The sequence below is a fragment of the Pseudomonas sp. G.S.17 genome (assembly GCF_038096165.1).
Lineage (GTDB): Bacteria > Pseudomonadota > Gammaproteobacteria > Pseudomonadales > Pseudomonadaceae > Aquipseudomonas.
Genome location: NZ_CP151076.1, coordinates 753,503 through 771,739 on the forward strand (window position 1 = coordinate 753,503; position 18,237 = coordinate 771,739).

Genomic DNA, 18,237 nt, shown 5'->3' on the forward strand with positions numbered 1-18,237 from the left:
GTTATGTCTTCGCGAGCAAGCTCGCTCCCACAAGGTGCGGCCGCATTCAAATACTTTTCGGCAATACCACGGTAAACGTCGTACCGTCATCGACATTCGAGGTAACGGTGATGCTCCCGCCGTGGGCGTTGACCACTTCCTTGACGATGAACAAGCCCAGGCCAAGGCTGGTGGATGGGCCTTTGGCGTCTTGTTCGGCGCTGGGATTACGCACCAGTGGATCAAATATGCTGCCGATTGCCCCTTCGTCGATGGGGTTGCCGAGGTTATGCACCACCAATTCGACGTTGTTGTCTTCACCGCTAATGCGGATGGAGACTTCCTGGCTTGCCGAGCCATGCTGCAAGGCGTTGCCGATCAGGTTTTGCAGCAGCTGATTGATGCGACCCTGATCCCAATTGCCCGTCGTATCGCCGTGCACGTTCAGCACCGGATTGCATTCGGGCTGCCCGGCGCAGGCTTCCTCGATCGCTTCGCGACAGGCGGCGGCCAGGTCCATGTGCTTGCGCTCCACGGGCAAGGTGGCGCCCAGTCGGCTACGCACGAACTCCAACAGATCGCTGACCATCGCGCCCATATGCCGCGTGCCGCTCTTGATGCGCGTCAGATAGGTTTGCGATGCGCCGTCCAGCTTGGCTTTGCGCTCCAGCAGGTCAGCGGACATGCTCACCGCTTGCAGCGGTGCACGCAGGTCGTGACCGAGAATCGCCAGGAAGATATCCCGCGAGCGTGCCACCTGTTCGGCATACGCAGCGGTTGATTCGGCCAGTGCCTCGTCAATGGCTTCGTTGAAGCGAATCATGTCGGTGAAGTAAGCCAGCTCGGGCTCTTTCAGGCTTTCAACCCAGAGGCGAATGACGCTGGCGCGCAGATGCCTGAATTCCGAGGTCATCTGCACCAGATCGAAGCCGACAATGTGCCGCAGTTCACCATGGCTGGCGGCTGCTTCGTCCAGGCTCGGGGTTTTGTTCAGCTCCTCACCCTTGGCTTTGGCGGCCTGCTCATTCTTGGTCTGGGCAGTATTCATGTCACGCGCGGCGGCGAGCAGAATCGCCCTGGCATGATCGCGCAGCTCTTCCCTGCTCATCAGATCGGCAGCCGGTTTGATGGTCTTGGCGAAGCTCTCCCACTCATCGACAATGCGATCCACGTGAGCAACGATGAAGTCGGAAAGGCGCATGGCCGAATACCTTGCTGCGGGAGCGGTGAGAAGAGATGACGCGCATCTTACCGCCTTTGTCCGGCCCGACAAACCGCCGTTTCATTCGTTCGCCCCGGCTACTGTCATTTATGACAGGTAGACGCGGCATTCGGGCAGTTGTAGGTTTGGACGCGGAGCTTGATCAGGAAGGGACGCTCCATTTTGAAGCAACTACAAGGAGTTAACCATGCGCGTAATCGAAGTGGATGATGACAGTTTTCAAGAGAAAGTTTTCTCTGAAAAGAACAAGGACAAGCTGGTAATAGCCGAATTCAGCGGGCCGGGAATGGATGAGCACGGCGATCCTAACGACAGCTCAAAAACAGGTGAAGTCATGGACCTGCTGGCTTTTGATGAGCGGGTGCCGGTATTGCGAATCCATAAGGACAGCGGTGAAGCCACGGCTGAAAACTATGGAGTCGAAAGTGTTCCCACTGTGTTTTTCTTCAAGAACGGAAATGTGGTGCATAGAGAGACAGGATTTCTTGAGGAGGACGTGGAAGCGGAGGCGAAGAGGTACAAGCAGCTGATTAAAGAGTTCGAGTAGCGCCACTGATCTACAAACGGGGCCTCGTTCAACCAAGGCCCCGTTGTTTCCTAGAACAGAAAATAGCGCTGCGCCATCGGCAATACATCCGCCGGTTCACACCAGAGCAACACGCCGTCGGCCTTGACCTGATACGTCTGCGGATCAACGTCGATGTTGGGCAGGTAATCGTTGTGGATCAGATCCTTTTTCTGCACGTTGCGACAGCCCTTGACCACGCTGATGGTCTTTTTCAGGCCCAGTGATTCGGGAATGCCCGCGTCAAACGCCGCCTGGCTGATGAACGTCAGGCTGGTCGCGTGCAGCGAGCTGCCATAGCTGGCGAACATCGGGCGGTAATGCACTGGCTGCGGGGTCGGGATCGACGCGTTGGCGTCGCCCATCAGACTGGCCGCAATAGCGCCGCCCTTGAGAATCAGGCTCGGTTTGACGCCGAAGAACGCCGGACGCCAGAGCACCAGATCCGCCCACTTGCCGACTTCGATCGAACCCACTTCATGGCTGATGCCGTGGGTGATCGCCGGGTTGATGGTGTATTTGGCGATGTAGCGCTTGGCGCGGAAATTATCGTTACCTTCCCCATCCTGAGGCAGCGGGCCGCGCTGCTTCTTCATCTTGTCGGCGGTTTGCCAGGTGCGCATGATCACCTCGCCCACGCGGCCCATGGCCTGGCTGTCGGAACTGAGCATCGAAAACGCACCCAGATCGTGAAGGATGTCTTCGGCGGCGATGGTTTCCCGGCGAATACGGCTCTCGGCGAAGGCCACGTCTTCGGCGATGCTCGGGTCCAGGTGATGGCAAACCATCAGCATGTCCAGGTGTTCGTCGATGGTATTGCGCGTGAACGGCCGGGTCGGGTTAGTCGAGCTGGGCAGCACGTTCGGGAAGCCGCAGGCCTTGATGATGTCCGGCGCATGACCGCCGCCCGCACCTTCGGTGTGATAGGTGTGGATCGTGCGATTCTTGAACGCCGCCAATGTGGTTTCGACGAAGCCGGATTCGTTCAGCGTGTCGGTGTGAATCGCCACCTGCACGTCGTAATCGTCAGCAACGCTCAAGCAGTTGTCGATGGCCGCTGGCGTGGTGCCCCAGTCTTCATGCAGCTTCAGGCCGATGGCGCCGGCCTTGACCTGCTCGATCAGCGGCCCCGGCAGGCTGACGTTGCCCTTGCCGGTGAAACCGATGTTCATCGGGAACGAATCCGCCGCCTGCAGCATGCGCGCCAGGTGCCACGGGCCGGGCGTGACGGTGGTGGCGTTGGTGCCGGTCGCAGGACCGGTGCCGCCGCCGATCATGGTGGTGACGCCGCTCATCAGCGCTTCTTCGATCTGCTGCGGGCAGATGAAGTGAATGTGGGTATCGACGCCGCCAGCGGTGAGAATCATGCCTTCACCGGCGATGACTTCGGTGGCCGCGCCGATGGCGATGGTCACGTCAGGCTGGATATCCGGGTTGCCGGCCTTGCCGATGGCCGCAATACGGCCGTTCTTGATGCCGACGTCGGCTTTGACGATGCCCCAGTGATCGATAATCAGCGCGTTGGTGATCAGCGTGTCGACCACGTCTGCCGCCATCAGCTGACCCTGACCCATGCCATCACGGATGACCTTGCCGCCACCGAATTTCACTTCTTCGCCATAGGTGGTGAAGTCTTTCTCGACCTCGATCCACAGCTCGGTGTCGGCCAACCGGACACGGTCGCCAACGGTAGGGCCGAACATGTCGGCGTAGGCTTGGCGGCTGATCTTCATAGTGATTCCTTGAATACAAAAATATATCGGGGCGCACGCATGATTTGATCCGTAGGACCGGCTTTAGCCGGGAGAGGGTCGGTATATTCGCCGTATTTGCGGGGGCAGAAGACGCCCTCCCGGCTAAAGCCGGTCCTACGGGAGATCGGAGATCAAAGATCCCCCATCACCCGCCCGGCAAAACCGAACACCCGGCGATGGCCGGCCAGATCCACCAACTCCACATCCCGCGACTGGCCTGGCTCGAAACGCACGGCGGTGCCGGCCGGGATGTTCAGGCGCATGCCACGGCTGGCGGCGCGGTCGAAGGTCAGGGCGTCGTTGGTTTCGAAAAAATGAAAGTGCGAGCCGACCTGAATCGGCCGGTCGCCGCTGTTGGCGACGTTCAGGCTGAGGGTGCGGCGACCGGCGTTGAGTTCGATCTCGCCGGGTTGAATCTGATATTGGCCAGGAATCATGCAGGTTGTCCCAGAGTCTTGAAATAGATGGCGGTGGGCGTGTAACGACCGTCCGGGCTTTGGCAATAGTTGGGCAGTTCACCGACGCGAACGTAGCCCAGGGAGCGGTAAAACGCTTCGGCGGGTGAGCCGGCTTCGGTGTCCAGATGCAGCAGGCCGCGCTGATACTGTGCGGCGGCCTTCTCGACGGCCTGCATCAATTGCTGGCCGAGTCCGCGTCGCTGCGCGTCATTGCGCACCAGCAGTTTCTGCACTTCGGCGCGGTTCAGGCCGTTGGGTTTCTGGCACAGCGACAGTTGCGCGCTGGCCAGGACCTTCTCGTCCTCGACCACGACCCACAGCAACAGGCTGTTACTTTCCAGGTCGGCCTTGAGCCCGTCGCACCAGGCGTAGGCCTGCTCGACGTCCAGGTCAGCCATGAAACCCACCGAGGCGCCGTTCTTCACAGCGTCCAATAGCAACTCGACTAAACCATGGCGATAGTGTGCAAAGCTTTCGGCATTGACGCGCCGTAACTGGGCAGGGTTCATGAGCGCCTCTCTAGATGTTTAAGGTAGGGGCCAGCGAAGCCGGGGCCGAAGCGCCCGGTGTCAGATCAAGTTGCATGAAGGTCAGGTCCAGCCAGCGCCCGAACTTGGTACCAACCTGCGGCATATGCCCCGAAACGATGAAGCCTAGTCGCTGATGCAGGCGCACGGAGGCGGCATTGCCACTTTCGATGGCGGCGACCATTACGTGCTTGTCGCAGGCGTGGGCGCGTTCGATCAAGGCTTTCATCAGCAACGGACCAAGGCCGTTGCCGCGTTGATCGGCGCGGATGTACACCGAATGCTCAACGGTATGGCGAAAACCTTCGAACGGCCGCCAATCGCCAAACGAGGCATAACCCAGCACTTCACTCTCGGCATCGACCGCGATCAGGATCGGATAGCCCTGGGCCTGGCGTGCATCGAACCACGCCTGGCGGTTGTCCAGATCCACCGGCTGTTCATTCCAGATCGCCGTGGTGTTGAGCACCGCGTCGTTGTAAATCGTCAGGATGCCGGGCAAGTCGCTCGCCAATGCATCGCGAATCAAGTCAGTCATGGTCTGTTCCACAATTCCCTATGGGGTCAGGCAATCGGTTGATGGACGGTGACCAGCTTGGTGCCGTCGGGAAATGTCGCTTCGACCTGGATTTCCGGGATCATTTCCGGAATGCCTTCCATGACTTGCTCGCGGGTCAGCAGCGTCGTGCCGTAATGCATCAGGTCGGCCACGGTCTGCCCGTCACGCGCGCCTTCAAGCAGTGCGGCGGAAATAAACGCCATGGCTTCCGGGTAATTGAGCTTCACACCTCGGGCCAGACGCCTTTCGGCAACCAGGCCAGCGGTGAAAATCAGCATCTTGTCTTTTTCGCGGGGTGTCAGGTCCATTGTTCAATCCGTATAAGCGATGAGTTATCTGTGGGAGCGAGTTGAGTCAGGTACTCCAGATCCTCGGTGCCAGCGCCTCGCGGCCCAATAAAGCCGGGCGCAGCAGCTTCCATAATTCGATCAGCCAGGCCCGGGCATGCAGCGCTTCATCGGCCAGGCAACGCGCCACCAGCAAACCGGGCAATTGCGTCAGGTCGCCGCGCACCGGGTTGCTCAGCGAGCGGCAGGCTTCAAGCAATTCACTGTCGACTTCGCCGGTAATCAGCAGCGTGGCGAACACCGTCTTGCCGTCCAGACCAATCGGCGAGTCGAGCAAGCCGTCGCCACCGATGATGCGTTGCCGTTCATGCCAGAGCAACCGGCCATCACGGCGGATATCCAGATGCGCCTGAAAATGGCCACTGGTAAAGCGTTCGCCGCTCGCCGGTCGACCCAGCGCCACGACGTCCCAATACATCAGCTTCGCGTCGCCTTGCAGCTCGATGCGCGTGGTCAGTTCAGCCTGCGCGGCGCTGAATACGATGGTTTCCTGCGGCAGCCATTCCAGCGTCGCGCCGGCTGCGACGGTCAGATCAAGCTGCTGATACGCCGGACCGGCCGCGCGATACCATTTGGCCGCGCCGGGACTGGTCAGTTGCGCCCAGGCGTCAGGCCCGACGTGGGCGCTGATATCCAGACGATCACCACCGGCAATGCCGCCGGGTGGATGCACGATGATGTGCTGGCAGACTTGCGGGCCTTCGGCATACAAATGTTTTTGCACCCGCAACGGGCCTTTGTGCCTGCGCTGGACCGGGCGCGTGCTGTCGCCGAAACGCCCATAGCCCAGCTCCAGCTCGGCATGCCAGCTGGGGGTGAACAACGCGGTGTGGGCGGGAAGGTTCATGTGAGTTCTATCGCAATGTCGTGGGCCTGCACCTTAACGGACAGCAGGTCAGATGGTCACCAGGCCGCGCACACCCTCGGCCTCCATGTTTTCGCCGCGTCCCTGCTGGACGATTTCGCCACGGGACATCACCAGATACTGATCAGCCAGCTCGGCGGCGAAGTCATAAAACTGCTCGACCAACAAAATCGCCATGTCGCCACGTGCCGAGAGCTTCTTGATCACCGCGCCGATCTCCTTGATCACTGACGGCTGAATGCCTTCGGTGGGTTCGTCGAGGATCAGCAAACGTGGGCGACTGGCCAGCGCGCGACCAATGGCCAACTGCTGTTGCTGACCGCCGGACAAATCGCCGCCGCGTCGATGCTTCATTTGCAGCAGCACCGGGAACAGCTCGTAAATGAACGCCGGCACTTCCTTCGCTTCAGAGCCCGGAAAACGCGACAGGCCCATCAGCAGGTTTTCTTCCACGGTCAGCCGCCCGAAAATCTCCCGGCCTTGCGGCACGTACGCGATACCGGCATGCACCCGCTGATGCGGCTTGAAACCGGTGATGGCCTTGCCTTCCCATTGCACCGCGCCTTCCTTGGAGGGCAACAGCCCCATGAGCACCTTGAGCAAGGTGGTCTTGCCCACGCCGTTACGCCCCAGCAGGCACGTCACCTCGCCGACTTTCACGTCGAATGACAAACCGCGCAGAATGTGGCTGCCGCCGTAGTACTGATGAAGCTTTTCGACCTGGAGCATTAATTCGTTCTCGCTATTGCGTTCGCCGTAGGACCGGCTTTAGCCGGGAGGAGGCCAGTACAACCCATACATCTCTCGCGCCTGAAACACAGTGCTCCCGGCTAAAGCCGGTCCTACGCAAGAGGGATACTCACCTTCCCAGATAAACCTCAATCACCCGCTCATCCGCCTGCACATCGGTCAGCGAGCCTTCGGCCAGGACGCTGCCCTGGTGCAAAACGGTGACGTGATCGGCAATCGAGCCGACGAAGCCCATGTCGTGTTCCACCACCATCAATGAATGCTTGCCCGCCAGACTCTTGAACAGCTCGGCGGTGAATTCGGTTTCGGCGTCGGTCATGCCCGCCACAGGTTCGTCCAGCAGCAGCAATTGCGGGTCCTGGACCAGCAGCATGCCGATCTCCAGAAACTGCTTCTGGCCGTGGGAGAGCAAACCGGCCGGGCGCTGCATCGAGCTGGTCAGGCGAATGGTTTCCAGCACTTCGTCGATACGGTCGCGCTGTTCGCCATTGAGTTCCGCCCGCAGGCTGGCCCACACCGATTTGTCGGTCTTCTGTGCCAGTTCGAGGTTTTCGAACACGCTCAAGGCTTCGAATACCGTGGGTTTCTGAAATTTTCGACCAATCCCGGCCTGAGCGATCTGCACTTCGCTCATCTGTGTCAGGTCCAGGGTTTCACCGAACCACGCCTTGCCGTGGCTGGGGCGGGTCTTGCCGGTGATCACGTCCATCAGCGTGGTCTTGCCCGCGCCGTTGGGGCCGATGATGCAGCGCAGTTCGCCGACGCTGATGTACAGATTCAGGTCATTGAGCGCCTTGAAACCGTCGAAGCTGACGCTGATGTCTTCCAGCGTGAGGATCGTGCCATGCCGGGTGTTCAGGCCTTGGCCGGCCGCTTGCCCGAGGCCGATGGCATCGCGGCTGGTGCCGATGTCGGAATTCGGGTCAAGGATCGGTTCGAGCATGAACGCGGGCGTCGGTGTGGTTTTCATTGCTCGCTCCTTTTCTTGAGCAGGCCGATCACGCCTTTGGGCAAGTACAAGGTCACGATGATGAACAGCGCGCCAAGGAAGAACAGCCAGTATTCCGGGAAAGCCACGGTGAACCAGCTCTTCATGCCGTTGACCAGACCTGCGCCCAGCAACGGGCCGATCAGCGTGCCGCGTCCGCCCAATGCCACCCAGACGGCAGCTTCAATGGAGTTGGTCGGTGACATTTCGCTGGGGTTGATAATCCCCACTTGTGGCACATACAGCGCGCCAGCCAGCCCGCACAACACGGCGCTCAAGACCCAGACGAACAGCTTGAAGCCACGCGGATCGTAGCCGCAGAACATCAGGCGGTTTTCCGCGTCGCGCAGGGCGGTCAGCACCCGGCCGAACTTGCTTTGCGCCAGACGCCAGCCGACATACAGGCTCGCCACCAGCAAAATCACCGTGGCCAGAAACAACGTCGCCCGCGTGCCCTGGGAGCTGATGCTGAAACCAAGAATGCTGCGGAAGTTGGTGAAGCCGTTGTTGCCGCCGAAGCCGGTTTCGTTGCGAAAGAACAGCAACATGCCGGCGAAGGTCAGCGCCTGGGTCATGATCGAGAAATACACGCCCTTGATCCGCGAGCGGAAGGCGAAGAAGCCGAACACCAGTGCCAGCAAGCCCGGCGCCAGCACCACCAGACACATGGCCCAGAGGAAGTTATCGGTGCCAGCCCAGTACCACGGCAGCTCGGTCCACGACAAAAAGGTCATGAACGCGGGCAAGCCATCGCCCGCCGCTTCACGCATCAGGTACATGCCCATGGCGTAACCGCCGAGGGCGAAGAACAGGCCGTGGCCCAGGGACAACAGCCCGGCGTAGCCCCAGACCAGATCCAGCGCCAGGGCGACGATGGCGTAGCAAAGAATCTTGCCCACCAACGTCAGCGTGTAGGCCGAGACCTGTAAACCGTTGTCGGCGGGCAGCAGCGAAAGCAGCGGCAGCGCCAGCAGCACGGCAAGTACCAGCACGCCCACGGCAATCGTGCCCTTGGGGCCGACTTTTTGTGCGGCAGTGACCATCAATGGTTGATTCATCAGTCGATCACCCGTCCTTTGAGCGCGAAGAGGCCTTGCGGACGTTTCTGGATAAACAGAATGATCAGCGCCAGGATCAGGATTTTGCCCAGCACGGCGCCGATTTGCGGTTCGAGAATCTTGTTGGCGATGCCCAGCCCGAAGGCCGCCATCACGCTACCGGCCAGTTGCCCGACACCGCCGAGCACCACCACCAGGAACGAGTCAATGATGTAGCTCTGGCCCAGATCCGGGCCGACGTTGCCGATCTGACTCAAGGCCACGCCGCCCAACCCGGCAATGCCGGAGCCGAGCCCGAAAGCCATCATGTCGATGCGCCCGGTGGGCACGCCGCAGCAGGCGGCCATGTTGCGGTTCTGGGTCACGGCCCGCACGTTCAGACCCAGCCGCGTCTTGTTCAGCAGCAGCCAGGTCAACACCACCACGAACAACGCGAAGGCGATGATCACGATGCGGTTGTACGGCAGCACCAGATTGGGCAGCACTTGAATGCCGCCGGACAGCCATTCCGGGTTGGCGACTTCCACGTTCTGCGCGCCGAATGCCAGACGCACCGCCTGAATCAGCATCAGGCTGATGCCCCAGGTGGCGAGCAGGGTTTCCAGCGGCCGGCCATAAAGGTGACGAATCACCGTGCGCTCCAGCGCCATGCCGATCACCGCTGTGACAAAAAACGCTACCGGCAGCGCGATCAACGGGTAGTACTCGATGGCCCCGGGCGCATAACGCTGGAACATCAGCTGCACGACATACGTCGAGTACGCGCCGAGCATCAGCATTTCGCCGTGGGCCATGTTGATCACGCCGAGCAGGCCGAAGGTGATCGCCAGACCCAGCGCCGCCAGCAGCAGAATCGAGCCCAGGGACATGCCGCTGAAGGCCTGACCGAGAATCTCGCCGATCAGCAGTTTGCGGTTCACTTGCGCCAGGCTGGTTTCCGCCGCCATACGCACGCTGGCGTCGGTTTCAACGCCGGGTGTCAGCAGGGTTTCAAGGCGCGTGCGAGCCAGCGGATCGCCGGTTTCGCCCAGCAGGCGCACGGCCGCCAGACGCACGGTCGGGCTGGAATCCACCAGTTGCAGATTAGCCAGCGCCAACGTCAGCGCGGTGTGTACGGCGTCGTCCTGTTCGGCGGCGACTTGCTGGCTGATAAACGCCAGTTGCGCCGGACGCGCGCTTTTTTGCAATTGCAGCGCGGCGGCCAGACGCAGTCTTGCATCCGCTGCCAGCAGTTGGTGACTGGCCAGCGCGGTATCGACCAAGCCGCGCAGGCGATTGTTCAGGCGCAATTTGCGCGGTTCATCAGGAGTTGCAGCATCAGCGGCGGGCGTATCGACGGCGACGTATTTGTCGTCGGTTTCAATATAGGCGCGCTTGCTGCCATCGGCCGCGACACGGCCATCCTGCAAGGCGTTGATCAGCTCAATGCGTTCGGGCACAGGCTTGGCAGCCCAGGCTTCGAGCAGCGCGGCTTGTTGCGTGGAACTGGCCGCGACGAAATCACCGGCATCGCTGGCGTGAGCCGCCATCGGCAGCAGCAGGGCCAGGGTGAACATCAAGCGGTAGAAGGCGTTGGGCATGTCGGTGGCCTGGGTGTGTGGGAGCGAGCTTGCTCGCGAAAGCTATATTCCAGACATCCAGAGATTTTCTGAATGTGTCGGCCTCTTCGCGAGCAAGCTCGCTCCCACAAGGGATAACCGCTTGTTAGTTACTCTTCACCGCATGATCCGGCTTCTTGTCGTTGCCAGGGATGTACGGGCTCCATGGCTGGGCGCGGATCGGTTCCTTGGTCTGCCAGACGACGTTGAACTGACCGTCATCCTGGATTTCGCCGATCATCACTGGCTTGTGCAGGTGGTGATTGGTCTTGTCCATGGTCAGGGTGTAGCCCGACGGCGCGGCGTAAGTCTGGCCGGCCATGGCTTCGCGGACTTTATCCACATCGGTGGACTTGGCTTTCTCGACCGCTTGCGCCCACATGTGGATGCCGACGTAAGTGGCTTCCATCGGATCGTTGGTCACGGCCTTGTCGGCGCCCGGCAGGTTTTTCTTCTTGGCGTAGGCTTTCCAGTCAGCGACGAACTTCTTGTTCACCGGGTTCTCAACCGACTGGAAGTAGTTCCAGGCGGCAAGGTTGCCGACCAATGGCTTGGTGTCGATGCCGCGCAGTTCTTCTTCGCCCACCGAGAACGCCACGACCGGTACGTCGGTGGCTTTCAGGCCCTGGTTGGCCAGCTCTTTATAGAACGGCACGTTGGAGTCGCCGTTGACTGTGGAGATCACCGCGGTCTTGCCGCCCGCCGAGAACTTCTTGATGTTGGCCACGATGGTTTGATAGTCAGCATGACCGAACGGGGTGTAGACCTCTTCGATGTCCTTGTCCGCTACGCCTTTGGCGTGCAGGAAGGAACGCAGAATCTTGTTGGTGGTGCGCGGGTAAACGTAGTCGGTGCCCAGCAGGAAGAAACGCTTGGCGGCGCCGCCGTCATCGCTCATCAGGTATTCAACTGCGGGAATCGCCTGCTGGTTAGGCGCTGCACCGGTGTAGAACACGTTCGGCGACATTTCTTCGCCTTCGTATTGCACTGGGTAGAACAGCAGGCCATTGAGTTCTTCGAACACCGGCAAGACCGATTTACGCGACACCGAAGTCCAGCAGCCGAACACCACGGCGACTTTGTCCTGGGTCAGCAACTGACGGCCTTTTTCCGCGAACAGCGGCCAGTTGGAAGCGGGGTCGACGACGACCGCCTCCAGCATCTTGCCGTTGACGCCGCCCTTGGCGTTGATTTCGTCGATGGTCATCAACGCCATGTCTTTAAGTGAAGTCTCGGAGATCGCCATCGTCCCGGACAGCGAGTGCAGGATGCCGACCTTGATCGTCTCGGCGGCCTGGACAGTCCATGTCATGCCCATGGCGGCGATTGATGCGGACAGGGTGAAAGCTTTGATCAAACTGCGACGCTTCATTGGGCTAGCTCCATTCACTTGGTTTTTTTAGGAGGGCGGGTCAATTGCCTGAAAGCTTCTAAGCAAAGGCTATGCCCAGCCGGCCAAGTGGAGCCAATTAGCGACCCAGAGCGGTTGGCGAAAGCGTATGACGCACCGCGATGGCGCTTTTAAAAAGCCATGGTGCGGCTGGCGACCGATATTGGTGCGCTGGCTGGCTAACGATCGGTAGGAGGGTACTTGTCCCCGAATGCGCTTGGCCGGGCAACAAGAAAATTCAGAGGTTAGCGTCGCCTGAGCTGGCCTCTTCGGGGACAAGTCCCCTCCTACAGTATGTGCACAGGCTCAGGCCGGCACGGATTGCTTGCCAAACCGCGCCAACACCAACCGATCCAGCAGATAAACCACCACCAGCGAAGCGCCGACCAGCGGGAAGGCCACGGCCAGGACGAACATGATGACCATGGCCGATTTCCAGCGCGGCAAATCGTGGCGCAGCGGCGGCACGCCCAATTTGCCTTGGGGGCGACGTTTCCACCAGATCACCAGGCCGCTGACCGAACCGAGCAGGATCATCAGGCACACCAGCAGAATCAACAGCTGGTTGATCCAGCCGAAAAACTTGCCTTCATGAAGCATCACGCCCAGTTCGGTGGCTTTGGAAACGGTGCTGTAATCGGCCCAGCGCACGTCGGCCAGAACCTTGCCGCTGTATTGATCGATATGCAGCGTCGCGTCGTTGCGCGGGTCGTCGGCGAACACCGAAACGGTGAACACGCCATCAGCGGTTTTCGGTTGCGTGATGCTGTAACCCGGCTCGATCCCGCGCTCGGTGGCGATGTCCACCACCTGTTGCAGCGACACTTTCGGCGCGGCGGGCGCAGCGGACATCCCCGCGTGGTTCATGTGTTCGGCATGCTCGCCGGTCGAGACCGGCATCGGCGTGTTTTCCAGCGCCCAGGGCACGGTCTGCACGGTTGCGGTGTTCAACTCGCCCGCCTGTTTGTCGGACTTGGGCACGGCATTCCACATCGCCGCCGGAAAGGTGTTCCACAGGTCGGCGTACTGCTTGCCCCACATGCCGGTCCAGGTCATGCCGCTGATCAACATGAACAGCAAAAATGCCGATCCCCAGAAACCCGTTACCGCATGCAGGTCACGCCACATCAGCCGACCGCGCTTGCTCAGGCGCGGCCAAAGCACGCCTGCGCCTGAACTGCCCCGCGGCCACCACAGATAAAGCCCGGACACCACCAGCATGATGCCCCAACCGGCCGCCAGTTCGACGAGCCGGTCGCCAATCGTGCCGATCATCAGTTCGCCATGCAGCGCGCGAGCGATGGCTTGCAGGTTGTCCTTCGCATCCTGAGTGCCAAGAATCTCGCCGCCATAGGGGTTGATGAACACATTCACTTCACGACCTGCCTGCTGCACGACAAATTGCGCACTGCCTTGGGCACTCAACGGCGGCAGGTATTTGCTGATTTTCGCCTGCGGGAAATCGCTCAGCACGCGCTGCTGCAATTGGTCGGCGCTGAGTTGATGGTGGCTCGGCGTGACGTTCAGCAAATCGCTGTACATCAGGTTGTCCAACTGTGGCTTGAACAGATAAATGATGCCGGTCAGCGACAGCAGGATCATGAACGGCGCGACGAACAAACCGGCATAGAAATGCCAGCGCCAGGCGAGGTTATAAAACGACACAGTCGGTTTGGAGGCGGTCTGTATGGACATTTTTGCAGCGCTCTCATCAGGCATAACACACGACGCCGCCCGCCCAGAACCTGCATGAGTGTTCATGCGCCTGAGCGGGTGCGTAATCGAATAGGATTTATCGCGTGACGAAGAGCGGCGGGGCGCGGCTGCGGGCGTTGGGGAATATGCTGCGGTGAGCGTGGCCCGTTTGAATGGACGCGTGGTAGAAGTCAGCCGGATTGGGCGGCGCCAGGGCCGTGACGGCGAGCGCGCTGGTGATCGCCGGGCAGCTGAACAGTAAGGTGCAGTAGCCGCATTTGGCCCACAACACATGATCGACGCTGGCTTGTTCAGTTGTCGGATCGGCTTGATGGTGAGCCCCGTGCTCGGCCGGCATGTCCATTGACGCTGCCGACATCGACATCGGCATGTCCATGGACATGTTCATGCCCGCGTGCTGATCCATCGGCACCGCTTGCGAAACCAGCGGGCCGATGAAAATCATCAGCATGGCAAACAGGCTCAGCCAGGCACCCCGGGATTTCCGAGGCTGCGAGGTGACGCTGTTGCGAAGCGGGCGCAGGTGACTCAAATCAGATTGGCATCAATGGTTATGCGTTGCAGGTGTTGGCGCTTGTTTGAGAACCGCGACTTCGACGGTCACATCGCCGGATTTTTCGAAGTGTAACGTCAGCGGAAAGTGCGCGCCTTCGGTGAGTTTCGATTTGTCCTTCAGGTCCAGCAGCATGACGTGATAACCCATGGGCGCGAACGTCGCATCGCCACCGGCTGGGATTTCCACGGCTTGCACTTGCTGCATTTTCATCAGGCCGTTGGCATGCACGTGCTCGTGAAGCTGCGCGGTGGCGGCAATCGGCGTGTCGACGCTGAGCAAACGGTCCGGCTGCTGGCCGCCATTGTGGATCACGAAATAAGCGGCCACGGTGGGCGCGTTGGGCGGCAGCTCCATGGACCACGGCTGGGAAACACTCAACTCACCAACTTTGCTGTCATCGGCATTGGCGAAGCTGGCGGGCAGCAGAAAACTCACCAGCGCTGCAACGCAGGCGATCCAGACCGATGTCGTCCGTGGTTGTGACATGGGTTCCGTTCCTATCTGGGGAGAGTGCCGCTATTTAGCCTGAATGGCCTGCAGATGTAAAAAGCCCAGAGCGCGGCGCGCTGTCGCATGGCAGAGCCCGGGCCCGTGCAGGCTGTGTGAAAACGTCACGAGCGATGACAAGACAAGGCAAAAACAGGCGAAAAAGCGGAGTCTAGGTGTTCTAAATGAGCATTTTTCGCCTGTTTTTAACGCAGTATTGTCGAGCGCAGTAGTTTTCACACAGTCTGCGTAGGACCGGCTTTAGCCGGGAGAGTATTGCTCGCGGCTGAAGTCGCTCCTACGGACGAGCATTCAACAACGCCTCCACCGACTCAAACTCCCGATCCACCTCCGGCAACGGCGGCCGCTTCACTATCAGCACCGGCACTTTCAACTCCCGCGCCACTTCAAGCTTGGCCTCGGTCGCGCTGCCGCCGCTGTTCTTGCTGATCAGCACGTCGATGTCGCGTTCTACAAATAGCGCACGCTCTTCATCCAGCAAAAACGGCCCGCGCGCGCCGAGCACTTCGCAGCGCGGGTGATCCGGCAAGTCGCGCAAGGTGTTTTCCAGCGCGCGCAGGGTCCAGAACTGATGAGGGGGGATTTCATCCAGATGCTGCAACGGCTCGCGGCCCAAGGTAAATAAAGGTCGATGAAAGGCTGCCAGCGCCTGAATCAATCCGGCCCAGTCGCTGACTTCGCGCCAGTCATCGTCCGGCCCGGCTTGCCACGCAGGACGGCGCAAGGCCCAACACGGAATGCCACTCAACTGCGCGGCCTTGGCGGCGTTATGACTGATTTGCGCGGCGTAGGGATGGGTCGCATCCAACAGCAGATCAATGCCTTGTTCGCCAATGAACTGCGCGAGGCCTTCAGCCCCGCCATAACCGCCGACGCGCACTTCGCAGGTCAGATCAGTCGGCACCCGCCCGACACCCGCCAGGCTGTAGATATGTTGCGGCCCCAGCGTGCGGGCAATCGTCAAGGCGTCGGCGACGCCGCCAAGCAATAACAAGCGCTGCATTAGACAACTCCCGCCTGACCGACGATGCCGCCCTGGCGATCAATGGCGAACACTTCGACCTGAACCTGCGCAGGCACCACGCTGCGGGCGAAATCCAGCGCGTGCTGACAGACAACATCGCCCAACCTGATGCCGAGCGCGGCGCTGATGGCCAGCGCCTGTTGACTGGTATTGCACTCGCGAATCGCCTGTTGCAGCGCATCATCGGCACCGGCATCGGCGGCCCAGCGCGCCAGTTGCGGCAGGTCGATGCTGGAGTGGCGGCTGTGCAGATCCATATGGCCCGCCGCGAGTTTGCTGATCTTGCCGAAGCCGCCGCAGATGCTCAGTTTGCTCACCGGAACCTTGCGCAGGTGCTTGAGCACGGCGCCGATGAAATCGCCCATCTCGATCAAGGCGATGTCCGGCATCTGATAATAGCGGCGCATGGTGTCTTCGCTGGCGTTGCCGGTGCAGGCCGCGATATGCAGATAACCGTTGGTCTTGGCGACGTCGATGCCTTGATGGATCGAGGCGATGTAGGCCGCGCAGGAAAACGGCCGAACGATGCCGCTGGTGCCCAGAATCGACAGCCCGCCGAGAATGCCCAGCCGCGGATTCATGGTTTTCAGCGCCAGCGCTTCGCCGCCTTCGACGCTTACCGTGATTTCAAAACCGCCGCTGTAACCCAACTCGTCAGCCAGCCGTTGCAGGTGTTCGATGATCATCCGTCGCGGCACTGGATTGATCGCCGGTTCGCCGACCTTCAACACCAGGCCGGGGCGCGTTACCGTGCCGACGCCCGGGCCCGCGATGAAAGTCACGGTGGGAATGTCCAGCAGGCGCACTCTGGAATACACCAATGCGCCATGGGTCACGTCCGGATCGTCACCTGCATCCTTGATGGTTCCGGCTTCGGCCCCGTCAGCGCACAGGCGGCAGAATTCCAGGCGCATCTGCACCTGCTTGCCCTTGGGCAGAACGATGTGCACCGCGTCGTTTGCCTGACCGGCGAGCAACAACCGCGCCGCCGCCAGACTGGTCGCCGTGGCGCAGCTGCCGGTGGTCAAGCCGCTGCGCAGGGGTGCGGGTTGTTCGGCGGTTTCGTCGCGCATCAGGGTTTGACCACATCCAGAAGAGTGATCGGCAGCGCCTGGCGCCAGGTATCGAAATCGCCCAAGGGTTTGGCGTGGGCAATGTGGATGCGGGTCAGCTCGCCGCCATGCAGTTCGCGCCAGGCCATCAGCGTGGCTTCGCTTTGCAGAGTGACGGCATTGGCCACCAGCCGCCCGCCGGAACGCAGCTGCTGCCAGCACGTATCGAGTACGCCGGGACGCGTGACGCCGCCGCCGATGAAAATCGCATCAGGGCGCTCCAGCCCAGCCAGGGCCGTCGGCGCACTGCCGCGCACCAGTTGCAGGCCCGGCACGCCCAGCGCATCGCGGTTGAATTCGATCAATTGCTGACGGCCTTCATCGGCTTCAATCGCCAACGTGCGGCAGCTCGGATGGGCGCGCATCCACTCGATGCCGATGGAGCCGCAGCCAGCGCCAACATCCCAGAGCAATTCGCCCGGTACCGGCGCCAGTCGCGCCAAGGTCATCGCCCGCACGTCGCGCTTGGTCAGCTGGCCGTCATGTTCGAAGGCGCTGTCCGGCAAACCGGCCAACGGTGACAGCCGCAAGGCTTGCGCGTCGGCGCGGCAGTCAATGGCCACCACGTTGAGCGCGGCGATTTCCGGGTTGGCCCATTCGCTGGCCAGTCCGTCGATGCGCCGCTCGGCGGTTCCGCCCAGATGTTCCAGCACCGTCATGTGGCTGGGGCCGAAGCCACGCTCGCGCAGCAAACCGGCAATGGCGGCGGGGCTGCTGCCATCATTGCTGAGGACCAGCAAACGCACGCCGTTATGAAACTGCGCATTGAGTGCGGCCAATGGACGCGCCACCACCGACAGCGTGACGACCTCCTGCAATGGCCAGCCCAGACGCGCGGCGGCCAGGGAATACGAAGAGGGCGCGGGCAGGATCAGCATTTCGTTGATATCCACCACGCGGGCCAGGCTCGCGCCGACGCCAAATAGCATCGGATCGCCACTGGCCAGCACGCAGACCTCGGCACCGCGCTGCTCCAGCACCGGATTCAGGGAAAACGGACTCGGCCAGGCGCGACGTTCGGCCTGGATGCACGGGGGCAGCAAAGCCAGCTGGCGCGGGCCGCCAAATACCTGATGAGCGCGCAGCAGTGCGTGCCGCGCGTTCTTGCCCAGGCCCTTGTAGCCGTCTTCACCGATTCCCACGACTGTCAGCCAAGGCGACATTTAATTCCCTCAATCTGCGTCTTCCGACAGAGCGGCTTTTCATGCCTGCGGACAAAGCAGGCATAATACCGCGCCCAAGCGGCACAAGTGGCCTATTCA

At 61.0% G+C, this 18,237-nt stretch carries 19 protein-coding genes; 1 reads left to right on the forward strand and 18 read right to left on the reverse strand.

Translation table 11 applies throughout. The features are described from left to right. Positions 1-46: 46 nt before the first annotated feature. The gene (locus tag AABC73_RS03395; protein ID WP_341522462.1) at positions 47-1,180 is read right to left on the reverse strand and encodes a HAMP domain-containing sensor histidine kinase; all 1,134 of its coding nucleotides are present in this window, start codon (positions 1,178-1,180) and stop codon (positions 47-49) included. Between the two features lie 208 nt (positions 1,181-1,388). Here AABC73_RS03395 and AABC73_RS03400 point away from each other — a divergent pair, with 208 nt between their 5' ends. Continuing rightward, the gene (locus AABC73_RS03400) at positions 1,389-1,748 is read left to right on the forward strand and encodes a thioredoxin domain-containing protein (protein ID WP_341522463.1); all 360 of its coding nucleotides are present in this window, start codon (positions 1,389-1,391) and stop codon (positions 1,746-1,748) included. A 50-nt stretch (positions 1,749-1,798) separates the two neighbouring features. Here the strand turns inward: AABC73_RS03400 and ureC are convergent, their stop codons facing one another. The 17 genes from ureC to cbiE all read right to left on the reverse strand — a co-directional run bounded on the left by ureC (position 1,799) and on the right by cbiE (position 18,138). After that, on the reverse strand, positions 1,799-3,499 hold the full coding sequence (gene ureC, locus AABC73_RS03405) for an urease subunit alpha (RefSeq protein ID WP_341522464.1): 1,701 nt from the start codon (positions 3,497-3,499) through the stop codon (positions 1,799-1,801). 152 nt (positions 3,500-3,651) lie between these two features. Then, positions 3,652-3,957, reverse strand: coding sequence for an urease subunit beta (locus AABC73_RS03410; protein ID WP_020293708.1), 306 nt, complete (start codon positions 3,955-3,957; stop codon positions 3,652-3,654). Beyond that, positions 3,954-4,487, reverse strand: a complete 534-nt coding sequence (locus AABC73_RS03415) for a GNAT family N-acetyltransferase (RefSeq protein WP_341522465.1) — start codon at positions 4,485-4,487, stop codon at positions 3,954-3,956. Before AABC73_RS03415 ends, AABC73_RS03410 begins: the two co-directional genes overlap by 4 nt. Positions 4,488-4,497: 10 nt before the next feature. Next, a complete protein-coding gene (locus tag AABC73_RS03420) occupies positions 4,498-5,043 on the reverse strand; it encodes an N-acetyltransferase family protein (RefSeq protein ID WP_341522466.1) in 546 nt (181 codons plus the stop codon). A 26-nt stretch (positions 5,044-5,069) separates the two neighbouring features. Next, positions 5,070-5,372 carry an urease subunit gamma gene (locus AABC73_RS03425; protein WP_020293711.1) on the reverse strand — a complete coding sequence of 101 codons (303 nt, stop codon included), beginning with the start codon at positions 5,370-5,372 and terminating at the stop codon, positions 5,070-5,072. Between the two features lie 46 nt (positions 5,373-5,418). After that, positions 5,419-6,258 carry an urease accessory protein UreD gene (locus AABC73_RS03430; RefSeq protein WP_331151585.1) on the reverse strand — a complete coding sequence of 280 codons (840 nt, stop codon included), beginning with the start codon at positions 6,256-6,258 and terminating at the stop codon, positions 5,419-5,421. Positions 6,259-6,306: 48 nt separating this feature from the next. Next, positions 6,307-7,005 carry an urea ABC transporter ATP-binding subunit UrtE gene (gene urtE, locus AABC73_RS03435; protein WP_065831826.1) on the reverse strand — a complete coding sequence of 233 codons (699 nt, stop codon included), beginning with the start codon at positions 7,003-7,005 and terminating at the stop codon, positions 6,307-6,309. A 130-nt stretch (positions 7,006-7,135) separates the two neighbouring features. Further along, positions 7,136-7,996 (reverse strand): urea ABC transporter ATP-binding protein UrtD, encoded by an 861-nt coding sequence (urtD, locus tag AABC73_RS03440; RefSeq protein ID WP_341522467.1) that lies wholly within the window; start codon positions 7,994-7,996, stop codon positions 7,136-7,138. Beyond that, a complete protein-coding gene (gene urtC / locus AABC73_RS03445; RefSeq protein ID WP_341522468.1) occupies positions 7,993-9,072 on the reverse strand; it encodes an urea ABC transporter permease subunit UrtC in 1,080 nt (359 codons plus the stop codon). The genes urtD and urtC overlap by 4 nt, the downstream gene beginning before the upstream one ends. Further along, complete coding sequence (urtB, locus tag AABC73_RS03450) at positions 9,072-10,652, reverse strand: urea ABC transporter permease subunit UrtB (protein WP_341522469.1); 1,581 nt, start codon at positions 10,650-10,652, stop codon at positions 9,072-9,074. The genes urtC and urtB overlap by 1 nt, the downstream gene beginning before the upstream one ends. Before the next feature lie 124 nt (positions 10,653-10,776). Then, complete coding sequence (gene urtA / locus AABC73_RS03455; protein ID WP_341522470.1) at positions 10,777-12,042, reverse strand: urea ABC transporter substrate-binding protein; 1,266 nt, start codon at positions 12,040-12,042, stop codon at positions 10,777-10,779. Between the two features lie 324 nt (positions 12,043-12,366). Beyond that, positions 12,367-13,755 (reverse strand): PepSY domain-containing protein, encoded by a 1,389-nt coding sequence (locus AABC73_RS03460; protein ID WP_341522471.1) that lies wholly within the window; start codon positions 13,753-13,755, stop codon positions 12,367-12,369. 97 nt (positions 13,756-13,852) lie between these two features. Next, on the reverse strand, positions 13,853-14,308 hold the full coding sequence (locus AABC73_RS03465; RefSeq protein ID WP_341522472.1) for a DUF2946 domain-containing protein: 456 nt from the start codon (positions 14,306-14,308) through the stop codon (positions 13,853-13,855). A 12-nt stretch (positions 14,309-14,320) separates the two neighbouring features. Beyond that, positions 14,321-14,818 (reverse strand): copper chaperone PCu(A)C, encoded by a 498-nt coding sequence (locus tag AABC73_RS03470; RefSeq protein ID WP_341522473.1) that lies wholly within the window; start codon positions 14,816-14,818, stop codon positions 14,321-14,323. 298 nt (positions 14,819-15,116) lie between these two features. Continuing rightward, positions 15,117-15,842, reverse strand: a complete 726-nt coding sequence (locus AABC73_RS03475; RefSeq protein ID WP_341522474.1) for a cobalt-precorrin-6A reductase — start codon at positions 15,840-15,842, stop codon at positions 15,117-15,119. Next, positions 15,842-16,936, reverse strand: a complete 1,095-nt coding sequence (locus AABC73_RS03480) for a cobalt-precorrin-5B (C(1))-methyltransferase (RefSeq protein ID WP_341522475.1) — start codon at positions 16,934-16,936, stop codon at positions 15,842-15,844. The genes AABC73_RS03475 and AABC73_RS03480 overlap by 1 nt, the downstream gene beginning before the upstream one ends. Further along, on the reverse strand, positions 16,936-18,138 hold the full coding sequence (gene cbiE / locus AABC73_RS03485) for a precorrin-6y C5,15-methyltransferase (decarboxylating) subunit CbiE (protein WP_341522476.1): 1,203 nt from the start codon (positions 18,136-18,138) through the stop codon (positions 16,936-16,938). The genes AABC73_RS03480 and cbiE overlap by 1 nt, the downstream gene beginning before the upstream one ends. Between the last annotated feature and the right edge of the window lie 99 nt (positions 18,139-18,237).